Origin of the sequence: Myxococcus sp. CA051A (assembly GCF_013336705.1) — a bacterium.
In the GTDB taxonomy this organism is placed as follows: domain Bacteria; phylum Myxococcota; class Myxococcia; order Myxococcales; family Myxococcaceae; genus Myxococcus; species Myxococcus llanfairpwllgwyngyllgogerychwyrndrobwllllantysiliogogogochensis.
In genome coordinates, this window is the sequence record NZ_JABUMS010000012.1 from 98,030 (window position 1) to 118,111 (window position 20,082).

General features: G+C 69.7%; 16 protein-coding genes. 8 read left to right on the top strand and 8 right to left on the bottom strand.

Features of this window, described 5'->3' with window-relative positions; all coding sequences use genetic code 11:
* Positions 1-53: 53 nt before the first annotated feature.
* Positions 54-2,102 (bottom strand): methyl-accepting chemotaxis protein, encoded by a 2,049-nt coding sequence (locus HUA74_RS30545; protein ID WP_174457365.1) that lies wholly within the window; start codon positions 2,100-2,102, stop codon positions 54-56.
* A 553-nt stretch (positions 2,103-2,655) separates the two neighbouring features.
* Between HUA74_RS30545 and HUA74_RS30550 the strand changes: the two genes are divergently transcribed.
* Positions 2,656-3,213: an ECF-type sigma factor gene (locus tag HUA74_RS30550; protein WP_174457366.1), complete on the top strand. Its 558-nt coding sequence runs from the start codon at positions 2,656-2,658 to the stop codon at positions 3,211-3,213.
* A gap of 16 nt (positions 3,214-3,229) precedes the next feature.
* Here HUA74_RS30550 and HUA74_RS30555 read toward each other — a convergent pair whose 3' ends face one another.
* On the bottom strand, positions 3,230-4,327 hold the full coding sequence (locus HUA74_RS30555) for a serine hydrolase domain-containing protein (protein WP_371817327.1): 1,098 nt from the start codon (positions 4,325-4,327) through the stop codon (positions 3,230-3,232).
* Between the two features lie 73 nt (positions 4,328-4,400).
* Positions 4,401-4,652, bottom strand: a complete 252-nt coding sequence (locus HUA74_RS30560; protein ID WP_174457368.1) for a hypothetical protein — start codon at positions 4,650-4,652, stop codon at positions 4,401-4,403.
* Positions 4,653-5,004: 352 nt separating this feature from the next.
* On the opposite strand from HUA74_RS30560, the gene HUA74_RS30565 reads away from it, so the two are divergent.
* From HUA74_RS30565 to HUA74_RS30585, 5 genes are all read left to right on the top strand, one after another.
* Positions 5,005-5,166 carry a hypothetical protein gene (locus HUA74_RS30565; RefSeq protein WP_174457369.1) on the top strand — a complete coding sequence of 54 codons (162 nt, stop codon included), beginning with the start codon at positions 5,005-5,007 and terminating at the stop codon, positions 5,164-5,166.
* A gap of 22 nt (positions 5,167-5,188) precedes the next feature.
* Positions 5,189-6,994, top strand: a complete 1,806-nt coding sequence (locus tag HUA74_RS30570; RefSeq protein WP_174457370.1) for an acyl-CoA dehydrogenase — start codon at positions 5,189-5,191, stop codon at positions 6,992-6,994.
* A gap of 201 nt (positions 6,995-7,195) precedes the next feature.
* Positions 7,196-8,005: a hypothetical protein gene (locus HUA74_RS30575; RefSeq protein WP_174457371.1), complete on the top strand. Its 810-nt coding sequence runs from the start codon at positions 7,196-7,198 to the stop codon at positions 8,003-8,005.
* A gap of 192 nt (positions 8,006-8,197) precedes the next feature.
* Entirely contained in the window at positions 8,198-9,076 is an 879-nt protein-coding gene (locus HUA74_RS30580; RefSeq protein WP_174457372.1) for a hypothetical protein, read from the top strand.
* A 290-nt stretch (positions 9,077-9,366) separates the two neighbouring features.
* Positions 9,367-10,515, top strand: coding sequence for a DUF1615 family protein (locus tag HUA74_RS30585; RefSeq protein WP_371745551.1), 1,149 nt, complete (start codon positions 9,367-9,369; stop codon positions 10,513-10,515).
* A gap of 43 nt (positions 10,516-10,558) precedes the next feature.
* Here HUA74_RS30585 and HUA74_RS30590 read toward each other — a convergent pair whose 3' ends face one another.
* The 5 genes from HUA74_RS30590 to HUA74_RS30610 all read right to left on the bottom strand — a co-directional run bounded on the left by HUA74_RS30590 (position 10,559) and on the right by HUA74_RS30610 (position 17,715).
* Entirely contained in the window at positions 10,559-12,124 is a 1,566-nt protein-coding gene (locus tag HUA74_RS30590) for a hypothetical protein (protein WP_174457374.1), read from the bottom strand.
* Positions 12,125-12,362: 238 nt separating this feature from the next.
* Positions 12,363-14,027 (bottom strand): fibronectin type III domain-containing protein, encoded by a 1,665-nt coding sequence (locus HUA74_RS30595; RefSeq protein WP_254625314.1) that lies wholly within the window; start codon positions 14,025-14,027, stop codon positions 12,363-12,365.
* 171 nt (positions 14,028-14,198) lie between these two features.
* Positions 14,199-15,668 (bottom strand): pitrilysin family protein, encoded by a 1,470-nt coding sequence (locus HUA74_RS30600; RefSeq protein WP_174457376.1) that lies wholly within the window; start codon positions 15,666-15,668, stop codon positions 14,199-14,201.
* Positions 15,665-17,074 (bottom strand): pitrilysin family protein, encoded by a 1,410-nt coding sequence (locus tag HUA74_RS30605; protein ID WP_174457377.1) that lies wholly within the window; start codon positions 17,072-17,074, stop codon positions 15,665-15,667. The genes HUA74_RS30600 and HUA74_RS30605 overlap by 4 nt, the downstream gene beginning before the upstream one ends.
* A 98-nt stretch (positions 17,075-17,172) precedes the next feature.
* The gene (locus HUA74_RS30610; RefSeq protein WP_141645510.1) at positions 17,173-17,715 is read right to left on the bottom strand and encodes a hypothetical protein; all 543 of its coding nucleotides are present in this window, start codon (positions 17,713-17,715) and stop codon (positions 17,173-17,175) included.
* Positions 17,716-17,938: 223 nt separating this feature from the next.
* Here HUA74_RS30610 and HUA74_RS30615 point away from each other — a divergent pair, with 223 nt between their 5' ends.
* Together HUA74_RS30615 and HUA74_RS30620 are read left to right on the top strand one after the other, a co-directional pair.
* On the top strand, positions 17,939-19,141 hold the full coding sequence (locus HUA74_RS30615) for a C39 family peptidase (protein WP_174457378.1): 1,203 nt from the start codon (positions 17,939-17,941) through the stop codon (positions 19,139-19,141).
* Positions 19,142-19,270: 129 nt separating this feature from the next.
* Complete coding sequence (locus HUA74_RS30620) at positions 19,271-20,023, top strand: hypothetical protein (RefSeq protein ID WP_174457379.1); 753 nt, start codon at positions 19,271-19,273, stop codon at positions 20,021-20,023.
* Positions 20,024-20,082 lie beyond the last annotated feature (59 nt).

A 20,082-nucleotide genomic window follows, 5' to 3' on the forward strand; every position in this document is an offset into this window, starting at 1 on the left:
GCTTCGACCATGGCGGCACGCACCTGCACGTGGCCACGCGTCGTCACGGGCACTCAGGCGCCCAGCGTGCCCGACTGGAGCGCCTTGCCGGCCGCGCCGGACATGCTCTCCGCCAGCGTCTGCACCGAGCGCGACACCCGCTGCGTCTCCTCCACGACCCGCAGCGTCTGCTGCATCTGTCCGGACAGGTCCTGGATGGCCATGGCTATCTGGGACGTGCCCGCGTCCTGCTGGGACACGGCCATGGAAATCTGCCGCACGCTGCTGCTGGTGTCGCCGATGATGCCCGCCAGCTTCTGCAGCTGCGAGCCGGAGACGCGCACCGCGTCCAGGCTCACCTTCACCCGCTGCTCGCCCTGCTCGCTCATCTTCGCGGCCTCGCGCATGCTGGTGTTCACCCCTTCCAGCACCTCGCGGATGCGCTGCGTGGCGAGGATGGACTGGTCCGCGAGGCTGCGCACCTCGCGCGACACCACGGCGAACCCCCGGCCGTGCTCACCGCTGCGCGCGGCTTCAATCGCCGCGTTGACGGCCAGCATGTTGGACTGGTCCGCGAGCCCCTTCACCGTGTCGACGATGCCGGAAATCTCCCGCGTGCGCGCATCCAGCGCGAGGATGCGCCGGGCCATCTCCGACACCTCCACCCGGATGGCCTCCAGGTTGCTCAACGTCCGGTCGATGGCCGCGCCGCCGTCGCGACCCGCCTCTTCCGCGACGACGATGGAGCTGGCCAGCAGGCGCGTCTTGTCCGCCGTCACCAGCGAGCCCTGACGGATTTCCTGCACCGTCTGCTCCAACTCCTTGAGCGCCGTCGCCTGACGGCCAATGCCCACCGTCTGCTCCTCGCTCGACGTGCGCAGCTGCTGCACCACCGTCGCCAGCTCCCCGGCGCCGCGGCCCATGCCCGTGGCCAGCTCCCGCACGTCCTTGCTCCGCGCCTCCAACTGGCGCGTGTGTGACGCCAATGAGCGCACCACCATCGTCGAGCGCCGCGCGACGATGCCCACCAGGGACACCGTGAGCGCCATGAAGCCCCAGTGGTGGTAGGTGCCCGTCACCTCCGTGAACCCGAGCAAAGGCAGCGTGCTGAGCAGCAGCACGAAGGTGAGCACGCCCAGGCCCACGACGAAGATGCGCGCGTCGATGCTCCCCCGCCACGCGGCGCGGGCCGCGACGATGACGCACAGGAACAGGCACGGCAGCGAGTAGAACGTGAAGAGGTGCAGTTGCCGATACACGGTCCCCAGGTCCACGAACAACATCAGGCTCTGGAGGGCGGCGGGCACGGAGAGCACCGTCGCGCCCCAGCGGAACCAGCGCAGTTGGCCCTCCAGGATGCTGTCGGAGATGAACCACCCCAGTCCCGGCAGGAGGAGGTAGGCGCCCAGCAGCGTGAGCTGGCTGCTCAAGAGCTTCGCGTCCCAGAGGGACACCAGCAGCCCGCTGGAGCCCAGCAACATCAGCCCCGAACCTCCGGCGAAGACCGTGAGCGCCACCAACATCCGTCTCTGGCGCCGCAGCAGGGCCGCCCCCGCGGAGACCGCCGCGACGACGAGCAGCAGTGTGCCCATGACGAAGGGCGCCAGCCCGTCACGCGTCACCCGCGCGGCCAGCTCGTGCCGCGAGCCCACCCGCGCCTCCCGGCTCGCGCCGATGGTCTGCCCGGTGCTCTGGATGCGCAGCAGCACCCGCGTGCCTGGCACCGAGGGAGGCAGCGTCACCAGATTCCACGCCATGTTCTCCATCGACTCATGGCCCGACGGATTCAGCGTCCCACTCGCGTAGACGCGGCGGCCCCCGGCGTACACTTCGAACGCATTCGCCACCGTGCCCAGGAAGAGCGCGGGCTCCGGCCACGTCCCGTGCGGCACGGGGAGGCTCAGCCACAGGAAGGTGTTCGACTCCTTCCCTGGAGGCTCACGCAACGCGACCATGGGCCGCCAGTCCTCCGCGTCCGCCTCATGCGCCCACGTGGGCACGCCATCCGGCCCCACCGGCGAGTCACCCCAGCGATACCGCCACCCGCTCTCCAGCTCCACGCTCCGCGCGCCCGGGCCTTCCGCCCGCGCCGAGGGCGCGAGCACGAGCAGCATGAGCACCATCCACCCCAGCCTCGCCAACCCCGAGACGGCCCTCCCCGCGAAACCACCCTGCACAGGGGGACACGTTGAAAAACCCGAGACACGACAAGCTGTCGACACGTGACACGAACCGCGGAGCAAAAGCATGGATGAACACGATGCTCGGGCTTCTTGGACACGAATGTAAACGGGTCCTCCTCGCCCCGCCCGTCTGCTCCTCGCGCGATACCTTGTGACATGTCGACAGGCTCGACATCTGGAGCAGAACTCCACTGTGTTCATGGAACAGCGACCTGTCATCAAACGACGAGCTGCGTTGAGCCCGGTGACAAGCCCGCCCGCGTCCGTGTCGATGTATCAACTCGGGATGTATCGAAGCGCGGACGGCCGCCGAGCGCTCGCGACCTCCCGGCGCCGTGCTCCGGGCGTCCACCCCGATCTCCGGGCCTTGCCTGATGGTTTCCGCGTGAGGGGTACTTTCCGGCCACTCAAGGATTTCCCGCGAATCCGTCGTTAAGGAGGGACGCGGAGAGAGCTTCCGTGGGGCGGCGCGGTTGGAGCCGCGGGGGACACCATGAGCACGACGGAGCTGGCGATCTTGTTGGAGGGAGCACGAGAGGGAGACCTGGGCGCGAGGGACGCGCTGACGGCGGCCACCTATCGGGAGCTGCGGCGGATGGCCCGCGCCGTCCAACCCGAGATGGCTCCCCACAATCCCCTACAGCCCACCGTGCTGATTCAGGATGCCTGGACGCGCTTGTTCGGGACGGATGCGCTCCAACCCGAGGACCGTCGCCACTTCTTCGGGGTCGCCGTCCAGGCGCTGCGGCGGGTGCTGGTGGACCGGGCCCGCGCCTCACTCCATCAGCGGCGCGACGCGCGGCGGGAGTGGCTGAGCATCCGCCACCTGGACCTGGAAGCCCCGGGCCCTGACCTGGAGGTCCTCCAGTTGGAGGGGGCCTTGTCGGAGCTGGAGACCTTCCAGCCCCGGCTCGCCCGGCTGGTGGAGCTGCGCTACTTCGCGGGCCTGAGCCTCCCCGAGACGGCGACGGCGCTGGGTGTGTCGCAGGCCACGATGAAACGAGACTGGGCCTACGCGCGCGTCTGGTTGACGGAGCGACTGAGCCACTGAGGCTTGTCGCGCTGTTTCAGTGCGCGTTGGCCATGCTCTCGAAAGGCCAGGGGCGCGGCGTCGCGGCCGTGCCCAGCCACAGGTCGGCGACCTGCTGCGCGAGCGTCCACGGCGCACCGCCCGCGCGGTTCGTCAGGACGATGACGGTGAGACGCTGGTCCGGATACTTCACGATGGCGTTGGTGAAGCCACACGTCTCACCGTGATGTGACAGGCGCGTGCGGCCCTGGTCCTCGTCGACGAACCAGCCAAAGCCATAACGCCCGGAGGCGCCATCCGGGAGCTTCACCGGCGTCCACGCGAGCGACTGCGTCTTCGCGTCCACCAGCGCGTGTGAATCCAACGCGACATCCCACGCGGCCAGGTCCACCCCGGACGCATAGACACCGCCATCCCCCAGCACGGCGCTGGTGTTGCTCTGGTCCCTGGGGACGAAGCCCTCCTCGCGGCTCGCATGGCCGTAGGCGCGCTGGGACACCGTGGAGACACCCTCCTGGTGGGCGACGGCGGAGGCCATGCCGCTGGGGGTGAAGATTCGTGCGCGCAGGAAGCCGGCGAAGGACGTGCCGCTCACCTGCTCCACGATGAGGGCGAGCACCGCGTAGGCGGAGTTGCTGTAGCGCACCGCGCTCCCCGGCGGGAAGTACGTGCGGTCCGCGCGCGAAAGCAGTTGGAGCACGTCGCGGTCCTTCACCTGTTCGGTCTGCGTGGCCGGGACGAACGCCTCGTAGTCCCAGATGCCGGAGGTGTGCTGGAGCAGGTGGTGGATGCGGACCTCGCCCAGGTACGAGGGGAACCCGGGGAGCACGTCCACCACGCGGTCCTCCAGCCGGAGCTTGCCCTCGTCCACCAGCAGCAGGATGGCCATCGCGGTGAACTGCTTGGTGAGCGAGGCCAACCGGTAATGACTCTCTGGCGTGGCCTTCGTCCGGGTGCCCACGTCCGCCAGGCCATAGGCGCGGCTGAGCACGACCTTCCCTTCCCGCAGCACGACGAGGCTGGCCCCGGGCCGCTCCGGGCCGCTGTAGTCCGCGAAGAGCGCGTCCACCTCGGGAACGTGCCGGACGTTCGGCGCGGTGCCGGCACAGCCAGTGAGGACGCAGAGAACGGACACGAGGACGGCTCCGAGCGCGGGGCGGTTCATGCGCCCGATGATGCGCGAGAACGCGCGGGCCTCGCGCGGACTTTCAACCGCGTCGCGTGGGGGGAGCTCTCTGGAGCGAGGCTCCCGCCAGTCCCGCCAGCAACAGAATGGGGGCCAACAGCACCGCGCCGAACCACGCCAGCGCGTAGAGCAGGCCCAGGACGAACCCCAGCGCGCCGCCCTCCCTCGTGCCGGACAGCGCGCCCACGTACTGGCGTCCTCCCAGCAGGTGCAGCAGCAGGAAGACGGCGACCAGCGTCAGCGCCGTGGCCAGGAGCATGAGCGTGCGTCGCATGGACGGGAGTATCCGGTGCCCGACACCGCGCCGCGCGGGCAGCCACGACGGACGGTCGAGTCCTCGGGGTGAGTGGTCGGCGAGTCATGGCAGACGAGCAGACAATCGCTCGGCCTCTCCGTTGCCCTCCCTACTGACGGCGAAGGGGCGAGCGCTCCCCACACTGGCATGGACCCAGGTGCAGACCCAACTTCAGCCGCCAGACGTGCAAGTGGAAACGCATGCCTCCGAGGAGCAGGAGCCTGTCATGTGGAGCACATCAGCGTCGGGCTGGGATGAAGGACCTCGGAGGCGCCGAATCCTGGGGCGGATGCGTCGGCCCTCGGGCAGCAGGGGACTGGGTGTGGAGCCGATGACCTTCGCCGTTCTGGAAGCCCTGGGTGAGCGACACCAGTCACCGCGCGGACCGGGAAAGCGCTGGCGACGTTCCGCACTGCGAACGCGCGGCGGCGGGGCGGGCGAAGCGCGCGACGAGGAGGCGCTCGACTTCGAAGTGGCCATCGCCTCCTGGTAACGCTCCTGCTAACAACCGGGGCATGACCGCGCCCCGCCCCAATCCGTTGTTGTCGGACCGCGACGTGGACTTCCAGCTCGACGAGGTGGTGCGTGTCGCCGCCCTGTGCGAACTGCCCGCCTTCGCGGAGCACTCACGAGAGACCTTCGGCCTGCTCCTGGACAGCGCGCGTCGCTTCGCGCGCGAGGTGCTCTACCCCACGTATCGGACGCTGGACGCGGAGCCGCCCACGTTCGAGAACGGCCGAGTCCGCGTCCATCCGCTGATGCGCGAGCTGTATCCGCGCCTGGTGGAGCTGGGGATGCTCACCGCCACAAGGCCTCCGGAAGTCGGCGGACAGCAGCTCCCGCTCACCGTCCACGCGCTGGCCAGCGCCTATCTGATGGCGGCCAACCTGAGCGCGTATGCCTATCTGGGACTGACGCACGGCGCCGCGCACCTCTTGGAGGCCTTCGGCACCGCGGAGGTGAAGGCGGCCTTCATGGAGCCGCTGTACCGGGGCGAGTGGACGGGCACCATGGCCCTCACCGAGCCGCAGGCGGGCAGCAGCCTGGCGGACGTGAGGACGCGCGCGACCCTGGCGGCGGATGGGACGTGGCGCATCCAGGGCTCCAAGATTTTCATCAGCGGTGGGGACCAGGACTTCAGCGAGAACATCGTGCACCTCACGCTGGCGCGCACGGAGGGTGTGGAGAGCGGCACGCGAGGCATCTCCCTGTTCGCGGTGCCGGCGCGGCGGCGAGAGGGTGACGCGCTGGTGGACAACGACGTCCGCGTGGCTGGCGTCATCCACAAGATTGGCTGGAAGGGCATCCCCAGCCTCGTGCTCAACTACGGCGAGTCGGGCGACTGCCGGGGGTGGATGGTGGGGCAGCCCGGGCGCGGGCTGGCGTGCATGTTCCAGATGATGAACGAGGCGCGCATCATGGTCGGCCTCAACGGCGTGGCCACCGCGTCCGTCGCGTACCACGAGGCCGTGGCCTATGCGCGCGAGCGGCCCCAGGGCCGCCCCGTGGGAGCCAAGGACGCCACGCGCCCGCAGCACCCCATCATCGAGCACGCGGACGTGCGGCGCATGTTGTTGCGTCAGAAGGCGATAGTCGAAGGCGGCCTGTCGCTGCTGGTGACGGCGGCGTATCAGGCGGACCTCGCGACGCATGCCCAGGACGAGGACACGCGGCGTGGCGCGGGGCTGCTGGTGGATTTGCTGACGCCCGTGGCGAAGAGCTTCCCCGCGGAGCGCGGCTTCGAGGCCAACGCGCTCGCGGTGCAGGTGCACGGCGGCTACGGCTACTCCAGTGAGTACCTGCCGGAGGCGTGGCTGAGGGACCAGAAGCTCAACAGCATCCATGAGGGCACCACGGGCATCCAGGGGCTCGACCTGCTGGGTCGCAAGGTGGTGGCGGGTGGTGGCGCGGCGCTGGCGACGTTCGCGGACGCGGTGGGCCGCACCGTGGCGCGGGCCCGGAAGGCCGGCGTGGAGGCCACGTGGGGTGAAGCGCTGGAGCGCACCACGGGCGAGGTGGCGGAGCTGGTCGCGGAGTTGGGTGCTCGAGGGGCGGCGGGAGAGGTGGAGCTGATGCTGCGCCACAGCGCGGACTTCCTGGACCTGTTCAGCGTGCTGGCGGTGGCGTGGCGCTGGCTGGAGCAGGCCGCCGCCGCGAAGGAGGGACTCGCGCGGGGCCAGGGCGACGCGGACTTCTACGAGGGCAAGCTCGCGACGGCGCAGTACTGGTTCGCCGTGGAACTGCCCCGGATTCCCCTGCTGATTCACCTGTGCCGCACCGGCGAGGACTCCTACGCCCGGATGCGCCCCGAGTGGTTCTGAGCCCACCGCCCACCGCCGGGTGAAGGGGTGAAGCCACGCCGAGTCCCGGGAGTCTTTCTCCCGGGGGGCGACCCTCGAAGGAGTGGAGCGAGCCTCCAAGGCAGGCCGAGGCGCCCGCTCGCCTGCCCTCCTGGGGCCGGTTGCCCGCCTGCTCGCTACGATTCCGCTGCATAAATCGTTGGTGTTCGTAAGATGTGACTCGTGACGGTTTCCTTCCACCTGTGTCAGCCCGGTGGAGGCGCCTCGTGCGGCGCCTGCTGTGGCCTCTACAACTTCAAGGACCACTCGCGCGTCGCGCTGACGGAGCAGCTCGCCATGCAGACGGAGCGGCTGCGTCGAGCGCCGATGGAGCCGGAGTCGTGGCATGCGGCGGCGCGGGAGCTGGTGGAGGCACGGCGCGCCGCGCCGATGTTCGCCGCCGTCCGGGTGTGTCCGCTGCTGGGCTTCCTGGACAAGGAGCGCAAGCAGGTGGGGTGCCTGGGGCATCCGAAGGTGACGGGGGGCCCGGACCTGCGCGACTGCGGCGTCTACCGCTCATCGGTGTGCGAGACCTTCACCTGCCCCTCCTTCGGCTGGCTCACGGACGCGCAGGCGCGACTGGTGCTTGCCGCGTGCGCGGACTGGTACCTGTACGGCCTGGTCATCACCGACGTGGAGTTCGTGCGCGGCTGCCTGCGGCTGCTGGAGTGGGAGCTCGCGGGACCGGCGCGCCCGGAGCGGATGGTGGAGAAGCCGGACGTGCTCGCGGCGACACGGCGGCTGTTCGCGCTGAAGGAGACCGCGCCCCGAAGAGACCCGAACGCGGCGGTCTTCGGCCGCTTCACGCGCGACACGGAGGGCGAGCCGGTGCCGCGAATGCTCGATTACATGAAGCTGGGCGTGCGGGCGTCACCCGAGGACGACGTGGTGCTGTGCCTGGGATACACGCCCGCCAACGCCACGGAGTTGATGGCGGCGCGGGAACTGGTGCGCACGCACGTGAAGGCCGTGGCTCGCACGATGACGGCGTGAACGACGCGGACGTCGCGCCCCAGCCGCCCCACCTCGCGAGCAGGCGACCGAGCGTTGAAGGTCCCTCGGCTGCCCGAGGCACTTCGCGGTGAGCCCTCACGAGCGCTCAGGCCCACGCCCTGGTCGATAGGAGCACGCCTCTTGCACAGGTCTCCTGGCACGTAACGCGGAATGGGAACGCGAGGTGACTGGATGGGCAGGCGATGGGCGTGGGTGGGAATGTTGGGGCTCTGCGCGTGGGTGTCTGGGTGTGCCGAGCGGCAAGGACAGGACCCCGCGACGAGCGCGCGGTCCGCGAGTGGACAGTCGGAGCAGGCGGTGCCACCTCCGAGCATGGCGGGAGGAGTCGCGGGCCAGACTGGCGCCACGCAGGACTCCGCTGAAGCTCCAGGCAACGCGGCGAGGAACACCGGCACCGTACCGGGAACTGGCAACGCGGCGACCGGGAACACGGGCAACGCGGCGGCGCGGAACACCAGCAACGCCACGAGGAGCACGGGCAACACGTCGGCCAGCAATGCGACGGGCACCGGCAACGCCGCGAGAAACACGGGCAGCACGTCGACCGGCAATGCACCGGGCACCGGCAACGCCGCGAGGAGCACTGGCAACACGTCGGCCAGCAGTGCAACGGGCACCGGCAACACCGCGGTCGGCAACACAACGGGCACCGGCACCACCACCGGCGCGACAGCCCAGGCCCCCGGAGCCGGCAGGGTGATGATCGGCACGGAAGCGGTCCAGGCGAGCGACGATGAAGACTGGTTCAAGGGCGCCGCGCGCGCAGCGCAGGCCGCGCTCCCCGAGAACACCTCGAACCGCGCGCTCGAGGACGTCGTCATCGCCTCCAGCGCGGTGAGCGGCCGAGTCACCCGCGTGAGCCGCGACACCATCACCGTGCGCGACAGCGACGGCAGCGACTACGTGCTGACGCTCGATGAGCGCAGCCAGGGCGTGCGCCAGGGACGGCGCGTCTCCCTGCGCCAGCTCCAGGCAGGCACCCCCGTGCGAGCGCGCTTCGTCCTCATGGGTGGGCGCTCCGTGGCGCGCGACGTGCGCATCCGCCGCTGAGCCGAAGTCCGCCTGAAACCCACTCCCTCCGCCACCTCGGGGCAAGGTAGGATGACGCCCCGAGTCACGGACTGAATGGCCCCGCTGCCCCGCCGTCGAGGAACACGGCGGCGGGACGATGTCGCCGCGCCGGCTGTTCCACCGTCGAACCTCGGTGGAACCTCGTGTCGTGCCCGGAGGCAAAGCGGATGGATGACCCAGGCCCAGGTGGAACCGGAACGCGGCGGCGCGGACGTGCACGCGTCGCCTGGGCCCTGGTCTGCGCACTCGCCGCGTGTACACCGCGAGGCGTGGGCACGCCCGAGCCCACCGTGCCACCACCGCCGCGTCTCTCGGTCCAGCAGGTCACCCAGCTCCTCCCGCCCCACGTGAAGGAGCGCGAAGGTTGGGCACGAGACGTCCTCGCCGCGCTGGAAGCGGAGGACGTGCCGCCGTCGCCCTCGGCCGTTTGCTCCGTGCTCGCCGTCATCGAACAGGAATCCGGCTTCCAGTCGGACCCCGCGGTCCCGAACCTCCCGCGCATGGTCCGCACACGACTGGAGGAGCACGCGGACACGCTGGGCCCGCTGGGCCACAAGGCATTGGCCTCGGTGCTCGCGGGCAAGGCTGCCGGCCAGAAGCGCACCTTCGACGAGCGCCTGCGCACCGTGCGCACGGAACGAGACCTCGACCGACTCTTCCGGGACATGCTCGCGTACTACGAAGCCGAGTACCCCACGACGTTCGCGACGATGAACCTGGCCAGCGCCCTGTTCTCCTCGCGGCGCCTGGAGGACCTCAACCCCGTCACCACCGCGGGCTCCATGCAGGTGAGCGTCCGGTACGCGGTGGAGAAGGAAGGCGAGGACGCCGACCCGGTGAAGGTGCGCGAGTCGCTGTACACGCGCACGGGTGGAGTGCGCTTCGGCACGGCGCGGCTGCTCGGCTACGAGGCCGCGTATCCCCAGCCCCTCTTCCGCTTCGCCGACTACAACGCTGGCGTCTACGCCTCGCGCAACGCCGCGCTCCAGGCCCAGGTGGGCCAGCTCACCCGGGTGTCGCTGGTGCTGGACGGAGACCTGCAACTCTATGACAAGAACGGCGACCCCCGCTCGGAGGACAGCAAGTCCCTGGCGGCGCTGCTCGCCTTCCGTCGAGACCACGCCCCGGAGCTGAGCGAGCGGCAGGTCCGCCGCGACGTGAAGAAGGAGAAGGAAGAGGACTTCGAGTCCACGGAGACCTTCCGCGCGGTGAAGCGCGTGTACGCGAACCAGACAGGGGAATCCCCCGCGTACGCCCAGCTCCCCCAGGTGACGCTCCAGAGCCCCAAGCTGAAGGGAGAGCGCACCACGGCGTGGTTCGCGCGCTCGGTGGATGCGCGCTTCCAGAAGTGCCAGGGCCGCTACAGCGCGCTGACGAAGCCGCCCGCCCCGCCCCGGAACGTCACCCGCCCCAAGTGACATTCCCGGCGTCACGACGAACGCCGGGGCCATCAGCGCCGCCTCAGGGCACGGTGAAGAAGGAACTGAAGGCGCCGGCGGAGTGGTAGGGCACCGTGTCCCGCGTGCTGAACGGAGCATGCTCCACGTCCCACAGGGGCGCGTAGACGGCGGTCACCGTCACGTAGCATTCGGCGCCCGGCTCCAACTTTCCGGGGGGCAGTCGCACGTCCCTGACCGAGCCGGGGACATAGATGGACCCCAGGTCCAGCATGGCCCCGAACTCGGGGAGGTACTGCCTGACCTTGACCTCATAGGCCGTGGGCTTGCCGACGGCGGGAGGGACCCAGGAAATCATGGGGTTGAGCGAGCTCACCCGCTGAGGGTCGCTGGCCGGCTTCCGGTCGATGCGAAAGGAGCGAGGCGGCGACACCTTCGGAATCACCGGGCCGGCGGTGAGGTCCTCGATCGCCTCGGTCGCGGTATAGGAACTCGCCAGATTGATGAAACGCGCCGGGTTGCTCGGCAGTTGTGTCGGAGAGAAATAAAGGGTGGACACACTGCCGACCACGCCCCAGTTCGAAGGGTACGGGTTGCCAAACCGCAGGCGAGTCGGGAAGTCAGACGCCGTCCCTTGGGGCATGTTCATCCAGAGCAACTCCCCCGCGTAGCCAACCCACCCATCCGCCGGTCCATGGGGAGCGGGCCGGACCGCGAACGAGGACCCCCTGGGGACGGCGCGCGGGTGGACCTCCGGAGCCATGCGAGCGAACTCGGACAGGCGCCAATCGAAAGAGACCTCCCTTTCATCCACGGGCTGGAGCTCCGTGGAGATGGGCAGGGGCAAGGGTTCCTCCCAGCTCGGCACCAGGTCGAAGGGCGCCAGTCGCACGGAGCGCGTCAAGGAGGAGTAGCCCACCAACGTCCCATCGGACGTCCTGCCCGCGATGAACTCACTGAACTGATTGACGTACAGCCGGTCCCCCCGGTCCGCCTGGAACACGGGGATGTTGGTCCAGAGATAGGAGAGCAGCCCCGCTTCATTGGTGACGAGGGAGGTCGCCCCCTCGGGGACAGCCTCGAAGAGGGCCAGTTCCCCCAACATGTCCACCTCCGAGGAGACCACCTGAAAGCTGGAGCCCTGCTGGTAGTCGCCCGTCCACGGCACCCAGGGCGACAGGTTTCGCAGGTCGAGCTGGAGGGGAAACCAGTCGACGTCCGTATAGACGGCATCCGGACGCCCCAGACGGTTGATGCCGATATCCACGTGACGCGCGGACGTGAGGATGTCGGTCATGTTGATGCGGTCCGCGCGCAGGTAGTACTCCCCTCGCGGCACGCCCGTGAATCGCCACCCTCCCGGCACCGCGGAGCCGGTGTTTCGCGAGAAGCGGACCCCGTCATGGGTGTAGATTTCAGGAGGACTCGCCGACAGGTCCTCGACGCGTTCGGCGATGCCCACCGAGGTGTAGAAGCGCGTGGTGCTCGTCACCAGCACCGTGTCATCGGCGAGCAGCGTCTGGCCTGTCGCCTGGGGCTCCCGCTCGGAGGAGGACGCACCACTTCCACACCCCGCCAGCCACACGACACACGTCGCGCCCAGCAGGGAAGAACTCCGCGGCATCATCATGAAGAAACACCTGTCTCAGGAGGAATCGTGCTCCCCGCCCGATACCATGGAGACTCCCCAGGGACGCCTGACCCGCCTTCACCGCGCAAGTACTTGAGACGTCCCTGAGACATCTCGAGGCGCCGTGCGTTTCGCGCGCGCGGGGCGCTCGCCACCGGCAACACCAGACACACGAAGGCCCCGGCGTCATGAAGAACGCCGGGGCCCGGGTGCCATTCCATCAACCGTCACGCACGCTTCACGGCGTGGTGAAGTAGGAGCTCACGGTGCTGGCGGAGCGGTAGGGCAGCCGCTCCAGGGTCCTGAAGGGGTACGACTCGATGTCGAGCTGGGGGCTGTCGATGGCGGCCACCGTGGCGTGGTACGTAGTGCCGGGCTCCAGGACTTCCGGAGGCAGCCGGAGCTGGGTGGCCGAGCCGGGCAGGTAGAACGCCCTCCACGTCGATGAGAAGCCGGACTCCAGGTCGAGCCGCGAGATGGACACCCGGTAGGCCGCGGGCGTGCCGATCGCCGGCGGAACCCAGGCAAGCACGGGGCTGGCGGTGCCCACCTTGCGCGGAGCGCTCGCGGGCACGCCGTCGATGGTGAAGGACCGGGGCGGCGACACCCGCGGCACCACGGGCCCCGCGATGAGGTGGTCAAACTCATCCCAGGCCGTGTAGCTCCCGGAGATGCTGCCCAGCCTGCCCGAGCCATCCGGCAGCGCCTCCTGATTCCGGAACGAGTAGGACACCACGCCAACCAGGCCCCAGTTCGACGGATAGGGATTGCCGAACTTCAGGCGGGCCGTGAAGTCATACGCGGCCCCCCGGGGCAGGTCCACCGTGAGCAGCTCACCGGTATAACCAATCCACCCGTCCGCCAGCCCGTGCGGGCCAGGCACGATATCGAACCGGGGCAGTCCGGGCAGCGCGTTGGGATGGACCTCCGAAGTGAGCCGGGCGAACTCCGGCAGGCGCCACTCGAGGGGGAACTCCCGCATCCGCACCGGCTGGAGCAGACCCGTGACGGGAATCGGGGTGATGCCGTCGGGCCTGTGGTCGAAAGCACCCGCCTGCACCGCGCGCTCCACGGCGGAGTACCCCAGCGGACGTCCATCCGGGAGCGAGCCCGCGCTGAACTCACTGAGCTGATTGATGTACAGCCGGTCCCCTCGGTCCGCTTCGAAGACGGAGAAGTGGCCCAGGTTCGAGCCCAGCTCGGCCTGGGAGGTGACGATGGAGGTGGCTCCGTCGGCAACCCCCTCGTAGAAGAAGGGAGACGCATACAGGTCCACCTGCCCGGAGGTGAGCTGCAGGCTGGAGCCATGCTGGAAGCTGCCCGTGTAGGGCTTCCACGGCGCCAGGCCCAGCAGGTTGGCCTGGAGGGGCGAGATGGAGACATCCGCGTACTCGGCATCCGGCCGGCCCAGGCGGTTGCGGCCGATGTCCACGTAGCGCGAGGACGTCACCAGGTAGGTCCCCCCCGTGCGCAGGTAGAACGGCCCCGGCGGAACCCCCGTGAAGAGCCACCCTCCGTTCGCCGCCGAGCCCAGGAACAGCGTGAAGGTGGACCCGTTGAACACGAGCACCTCGGGAGGATTCGCTGACAGGTCCTCCTCGCGCTCGGCGACGCCCACCGACGTGTAGAAGCGGGTGGTGTCCTTCACCAGCACCGCGCGCTGATTCGAAGGCCCTCCATCCACGCCGGCGTCGGGCGAGCCACCATCCCCGGGCACTCCCGCATCCGGCCCACAACCCTCGGCGACGGGCTCCCCCATCCACGTCCCGTCACCCGAGGCATTGGAATCCGTGTCCACGGAGGACAAGCCCTCTCCGAGTCCCCCTGGCACGGACGAATCACTTCCACACCCCGCCAGCGCCGCGACACACGTCGCGCCCAGCAGGAAAGAAAAACGCAGCATCTTCACGTGAAGCCCCCAATTCAAGTAAGGCCAGTCAACCCTAGCCGATGGCATCAGGGAGGCCCAACAGGGGCATTCGTGCTCACGGCGCAAGGCATTGCGCGCCATGTGTGACACCCGGGCCCGACGGGTGCTCAAGTGTGTCGGGCCCGGATGACGTGGGAGCCGGCCTCAGCGCTTGGCGGGCGCGGGCGGCGGGGAGAAGCGCTTGTCTGAAATCTTCATCTCCGTGACGGGGCCGTACTTGCGAGCCATCTCCCGGATGGCGGAGGCCTTGCCGATGAGGACGAAGGTGAGGTTCTCCGGGGCGGGCAGCGCGCGCTGGATGACGGTGCCCACGCCCTCGCGGGTGGTGGCGGCCACGGCGGTGGCGAAGCCATCCACGTCGCTGGCATCCAGGCCGTAGAAGGCCAGCTCCGAAAGCTTGTCGGCCACCTGGCCGCCCGTCTCGAGCCGGGGCGGGAACTGGCCCAGCACGTAGGACTTGGCGGACGCCAGCATGGCGTCATCCATGCCGGACTTGCGGTAGCGGGTGAAGACATCCAGGGCCATGTCGATGGCCTTGTCTGTCTTGTCCGTCTGGGTGAAGGAGCTGATGACGAACGGGCCGGGGTGGGCGCTCGGGGAGAAGCCGGCGCGGGCGCCATAGGTCAGGCCGGACTTCACGCGCAGCTCGGTGTTGAGCAGCGAGGTGAAGCGTCCGCCGAGCACCGTGCCCGCCAGGTTCGCGGTGACGCGGTCCGGGTCGTTCCGGGCGATGCCGGTGTTGCCGATGGAGAAGTACGTCTGGGTGGCGTCGGGCTTGTCCACCAGCAGGACGCGGCGGCCCTTGGAGACGGTGGTGGTGGCGACCTCCGGGGCGGGGCTGGCGGCGCGGGCCCAGCCGCCGAGCGCGGCCTCCAGCTTCGCGGCGAGCGCCTTGCTGTCGAAGTCACCGACGACGGAGAGGATGAGCCTGTCGCCGCCGAGCTGGCTCTTGGCGTAGGCGAGCACGTCGTCGCGGGAGAGGCCCGGCAGGGACGCCTCGGTGCCGTCCACGGGGGTGCCGTAGGGGTGGCCGGTGAACTGGAAGGCCTCGAAGTAGGTGTTGATGAGGCCGCGCGGGTCACCATCCTTGGCGGCGGTGATTTCGGAGGCCATGCGCGCGCGCGTCTTCTCCAGTTCGTCCTGGGCGAAGCGCGGGCGGGTGAGCAGGTCCGCGAGCAGCTCCACCATCAGCGCGCTGTCGCGGGACATGAACTGGCCGCTGACGACCAGGTTCTCCAGCTCCGCGCGCGTCTCCAGCACACCGCCGACGCCGTCCACGGCCTCGGCGAACTGGCGCGCGTCACGGGTGCCCGCGCCCTTCTGGAGCAGCTCCGCGGTGAGGGCGGACAGGCCCTCCTTGCCAGCGGGGTCCGCGAGCGCGCCGCCGCGCAGCCACGCGCTGAAGGCGACGAGCGGCAGGTCCTTGCGCTCCACCAGCAGCACGCGCGCGCCGTTCTTCAGCGTGACGGTGGTGGGCTTGGGGAGAGTCACGCCCTGGGGGGCCGCGGTGGTCGCGGTGGCGGGCTTCGGAGGAGTGGTGCCCTGGGCGGCGGCCGGGCCCGAGGAGAGCAGGACGGCGGCGAGGACGGTCTTCCAGGAGAGGGGGGCAATCATCGCGCGGCCTCCTTGCGGGTGGCGGGGGTGGCGGAGTCGGCGGCGTCGGTGGGGACGAGCCAGCCGACGGTGCGACGCTGGGGGACGAAGACGCGAGCGGCGACCTTGCGGATGTCGTCGCGGGAGACGCGCTCGTAGCGGGCGGGGGCGTCGAAGACCTTGCGGAAGTCGCCGCGGAAGACCTCGGAGGAGCCGAGCGCGTACGCGCGCCCGTTGATGGTCTCCAGCGAGCGCCAGAAGTTGGCGAGGGTGATGTTGCGAGCCTTGCGCAGCTCGGCGTCGCTGACGCCGTCCTTCACGACGCGGGCGAGCTCCTCGGTGATGAGGGCTTCGACGCGCGCCAGGTCGCCGCCCGTGGGCAGGTCGGCGGTGAACCAGACGAGGCCCGGGTCGAAGCCGGGGGTGTACATGGTGTTGGTGCGGATGGCGACGCGCTCTTCCTCGACGAGGCGGCGGTGGAGGCGGGAGGAGTCGCCGTCGCCGAGGATGTTGAGCAGGAGGGTGAGGGCCTCCACGTCGGCGTCCTTGCCGGACATGCCGTGGTAGGCAAGCTGGAGCAGCGGGGACTGGGAGATCTTCTTCACGACGACGCGGCGCTCTCCCTGCTGCTCGGGCTCCTGGGTGCGGACGGGCTCGGGCGCGGGCTGGGCGGGGATGGGCTCGAGGTACTTCTCCACGAGCGCGAAGATTTCAGCGGGCGTGACAGCGCCGGTGAAGATGAGCGTGCCGTTGTTGGGGGCGTAGTAGGTCTTGAAGTAGCGCTGGAGGTCTTCGATTCGCCACGACTCGATGTCGGAGGGCCAGCCGATGACGGGGAACTGGTAGGGGTGGGCGACGAAGGCGGTGGCCTGGACCTGCTCGGCGAGGGCGCCCTCGTTGTTGTTGTCCACGCCGGAGCGGCGCTCCGAGTAGACGACGCCGCGCTCGGACTCGATGACCTTGGGGTCGAAGGCGAGGTGCTGGAGGCGGTCGGCTTCGAGCTGGAAGATGATGTCGAGCGCGGTGCGAGGGAACCAGTCCTGGTAGACGGTGACGTCCTCGGACGTGAAGGCGTTGTTGGAGCCGCCGTTGGCCTCCATGACGCGGTCGAACTCACCGGGGCCGAACTTCTTGGCGCCGTTGAACATCATGTGTTCGAAGAAGTGGGACAGGCCGGTGATGCCTGGGTATTCGTTGCGGCTGCCAACGCGGAACCAGTTGTAGAGGGCGACGTTGGGGATGTCGTGGTCGGGCCAGACGATGACCTTGAGGCCGTTCTTGAAGGTGCGGGTCTCGACGCTGGCGCCGAGCTTCTGGAAGGACGAGGCGGCGGGCTTGGAGGCCGCCTTGCCTTGCGCCTGGGCGCCGGCGGCGGGAGCCACCAGCAGCGCCAGGCACGACGTCCAGAGGAGGGACTGACGGAACATCCGTGCTCCTGTCAAAGAGGAAGACGCCCGGGAACGGGCGGCGGCGCACGATATTCCAGTTTCAGCCCCCCGTACCTACGCGGCGGGACGGGTGAAGCTCAGGCCCCGAGCACGCCGCGCAGCACGTCCTGGAAGTAGTTGATGCTTCCGACGTGCGTCTGGTGGTGTTTGGCGGACTGGTGGAGGCGCAGGACGACGGCCTCGAACTCGGCCTGGCTGACGTCGCGCAGGGACATGTAGAGCCGGGCTGCGCCCTGGAGGTACGAGAACAGGGGGTTGCGGTCGGTGCCGTCGGGCCGGCGCGCCAGGTGGCGGTAGAGCCGCTCGAACTCCTGGTCGGTCTCCGTGTTGCGCACGGCGCGGCAATAGCCAGCGGCGGTCGCCTCGATGAGGATGAAGAAGGGGTGGTACTCGGGAGGCGGGGTCTTGGCGAAGCTGGGGGGCTTCTTGTCACCGGTCCACAGCTTGGAGATGGGCTGGAGGGTGACGTGCGTGAGCACCTCGCCGGCCCGCACCTGGGCGCGAGCGCCGACGGGGACCACGTGCTTCTGGTCTTCCCACTCCACTGCGACAAACAGCCGGTCCGGAGCGTCCACCCTCACGCCCGCCTTCTCCAGCTCCGCCACTGCGTTCGCGTCCATCTCTTTTCACGCCTCCGAGCCCCCTCTCTACCCCGCCCCGGGCCTCCAGTGCACCCGGCTTCGCACGCTGACGTCCGCTCGCCTCCCCTGCGGAGGCAGCCACCGTCACCTCCAGGACCCCTGCTTCAAATCCAGACATCACCTGGGGCCCCCCAGGGCCCTGGGGATGCGCTCGGCGCCCAAACAGGCAATAAATGCCGGACCAGGATACCCAGGAGGCGTCATGAGGGAGTGCAGGTCGGCCGTGCTCGTGCTGCTCATCGCCATCGCGCTCGTACCGGCGATGGCCACCGCGGGGCAGAGCGCCTCCATTCGCTGGGCGGCGAGCCGGGGCGATTTCGTCACCTGGCAACTCAGCGGCGTGAGCAGGGCGGCGGATGGCGCCCTTCAGCTCTTTCCAGGTCAGGCCTGGGCCGGCACGGACCCGTACGGGCACGGGGGCTACCACGGCGGCACGTATTACAACGGCGGCTCGTTCGTTCAAGGCGAGGCCACCAGCCCCATCATCACCAGTGCGTTCGGCTTCCGCGAGGCCATCGCCTCCTGGGAGGCCACCACGCCCACGGGGACCTGGGTGGAAACCTTCGTCCGCGTGCAGGTGGCAGGGGCCTGGACGAAGTGGTTCAGCCTGGGCGTGTGGGCCTCGGAGGGCGCCACGGTGCGGCGCCACTCGGTGGACTCGCAGGCGGACACCGTGGCGAGGGTCTCCATCGACACGTTGCTCGTCACCGCCAAGAAGTCGGCCGCGAGCGCGTGGCAGGTGAAGACCCGGCTGTTCAGCGCGGACGGCGTGGCCACGCCCACGCTGCATGCCAGCGCCCTCACCTTCTCCACCTCGCCGGAGGCCAGGCCCACCGTCCCGGCCGGCAACCCCGCTCGCTGGAATCAGGTGCTCGACGTGCCCCGGTGCTCGCAGATGGTCTACCCCGATGGGGGCGAGGTCTGGTGCAGCCCCACGTCCACGGCCATGGTGCTGAAGTACTGGCTGGGGGACACCGGTGGCTGCGAGTCGAGCGTGCGGGCGGCGGTCAGCGGCACCCACGACTGGTACTACGGCGGTCACGGCAACTGGCCGTTCAACACGGCGTATGCGGCCCGCCAGGGCTTTCAGGCCCACGTGGCGCGCTTCACGAGCTTCGCCCAGTTGGAGCCGTGGCTCTCCGCCGGCGTGCCGGCCATCCTCAGCGTCGCGTGGGGCAAGGGGGAGCTGACCGGCGCTCCCATTCCCTCCACCGCGGGCCACCTCCTGGTGCTCGCGGGCTTCGACGCGACCGGCAACCCCGTGGTGAACGACCCGGCCGGCGCCAGCGACACCGTCGTGCGTCGTACCTACTTCCGCTCGGAGCTGGAGCCGCTGTGGCTGTCACGCTCGGGAGGCACCGCCTATCTCATCTACCCGCGGGGCTGGCCGGTGCCCGCGTTGTAGTGGCGCCGCATCGAGGGCTTGGCGCCTCGACCCCAGCCGGCGTGGAGCGGGCCCCCGTCGAAGAAACCCCGTCCCCGTTCGCCGCGCCACGGAGGGTCGAGCTAGAAGGAGTGCTCGGGAGACACCACCATGCAGGCTCCGTCGTCGGTCGTCACGAGCGGTTTCGTGGTGCTGGTCCTGACCGTCGCGGGCCTCCTGGTGGTGGCGACCTGGCACGCGGGGCGGCGACTCGGGGAGACCCCACGTGGGACGCTGCGCTGGACGGCGTTGTCCGTGGGCGTCGTCGCCTTCGTGCTGGGCTCGAGTGGCGTGCTCGCGGCGCGCGGCGCGCTCGCCGACATGGACTCCCTGCCGCCCGCGGTGTTCGGCGTCATCCTGCCCGCGACGGTGCTGACGCTCGTGCTCGCGGGCTCCAGGTTTGGCGAGCGACTGGTGCTCGGGCTGTCGCTGGAGGCCCTCGTGGGGTTTCAGGTCTTCCGCGTCGCGGTGGAGGTGGCGCTCTGGGCGCTGCACCGCGAGGGCATCGTGCCGGTCGAGATGACGTTCGAGGGCCTCAACTTCGACATCCTCACGGGACTGACGGCGCCGGTGATGGCCTGGCTCATCCACCGGGGGCGAGCGCCCCGCGCGCTCGTGGGAGCCTGGAACACGGCGGGTCTGGTGCTCCTGCTCACCATCGTCGCCATCGCGGTGCTCGCATCGCCACCGTTCGCCCGGGTGTTCGAGGCCACGCCGCGCAACACCGTCATCACCACCGCGCCCTTCATCTGGCTGCCGGTGGTCCTGGTCCAGGCGGCGCTGTTCGGGCACCTGCTTGTCTTTCGCTGGCTGTGGCGACACCGAGCGTCGGCCCCTCCCTCGCTCGCCCCGCCGGCCGGGTGAGCACCTCCTGGTCCGGAGGTCAAACAATCCTTGCCCAGTGAATGCCATCCCGCCGGGCT

What these genes read in the sequence shown, in the direction of transcription:
- HUA74_RS30545 (WP_174457365.1), bottom strand. Translation starts at nt 2,102, where the DNA reads ATGGTGCTCATGCTGCTCGTGCTCGCGCCCTCGGCGCGGGCGGAAGGC.
- HUA74_RS30565 (WP_174457369.1), top strand. Translation starts at nt 5,005, where the DNA reads ATGACCTTCGCCGTTCTGGAAGCCCTGGGTGAGCGACACCAGTCACCG.
- HUA74_RS30570 (WP_174457370.1), top strand. Translation starts at nt 5,189, where the DNA reads ATGACCGCGCCCCGCCCCAATCCGTTGTTGTCGGACCGCGACGTGGAC.
- HUA74_RS30610 (WP_141645510.1), bottom strand. Translation starts at nt 17,715, where the DNA reads ATGGACGCGAACGCAGTGGCGGAGCTGGAGAAGGCGGGCGTGAGGGTG.
- HUA74_RS30615 (WP_174457378.1), top strand. Translation starts at nt 17,939, where the DNA reads ATGAGGGAGTGCAGGTCGGCCGTGCTCGTGCTGCTCATCGCCATCGCG.
- HUA74_RS30605 (WP_174457377.1), bottom strand. Translation starts at nt 17,074, where the DNA reads ATGTTCCGTCAGTCCCTCCTCTGGACGTCGTGCCTGGCGCTGCTGGTG.
- HUA74_RS30580 (WP_174457372.1), top strand. Translation starts at nt 8,198, where the DNA reads ATGGGCAGGCGATGGGCGTGGGTGGGAATGTTGGGGCTCTGCGCGTGG.
- HUA74_RS30560 (WP_174457368.1), bottom strand. Translation starts at nt 4,652, where the DNA reads ATGCGACGCACGCTCATGCTCCTGGCCACGGCGCTGACGCTGGTCGCC.
- HUA74_RS30550 (WP_174457366.1), top strand. Translation starts at nt 2,656, where the DNA reads ATGAGCACGACGGAGCTGGCGATCTTGTTGGAGGGAGCACGAGAGGGA.
- HUA74_RS30595 (WP_254625314.1), bottom strand. Translation starts at nt 14,027, where the DNA reads ATGCTGCGTTTTTCTTTCCTGCTGGGCGCGACGTGTGTCGCGGCGCTG.
- HUA74_RS30590 (WP_174457374.1), bottom strand. Translation starts at nt 12,124, where the DNA reads ATGATGATGCCGCGGAGTTCTTCCCTGCTGGGCGCGACGTGTGTCGTG.
- HUA74_RS30620 (WP_174457379.1), top strand. Translation starts at nt 19,271, where the DNA reads ATGCAGGCTCCGTCGTCGGTCGTCACGAGCGGTTTCGTGGTGCTGGTC.
- HUA74_RS30600 (WP_174457376.1), bottom strand. Translation starts at nt 15,668, where the DNA reads ATGATTGCCCCCCTCTCCTGGAAGACCGTCCTCGCCGCCGTCCTGCTC.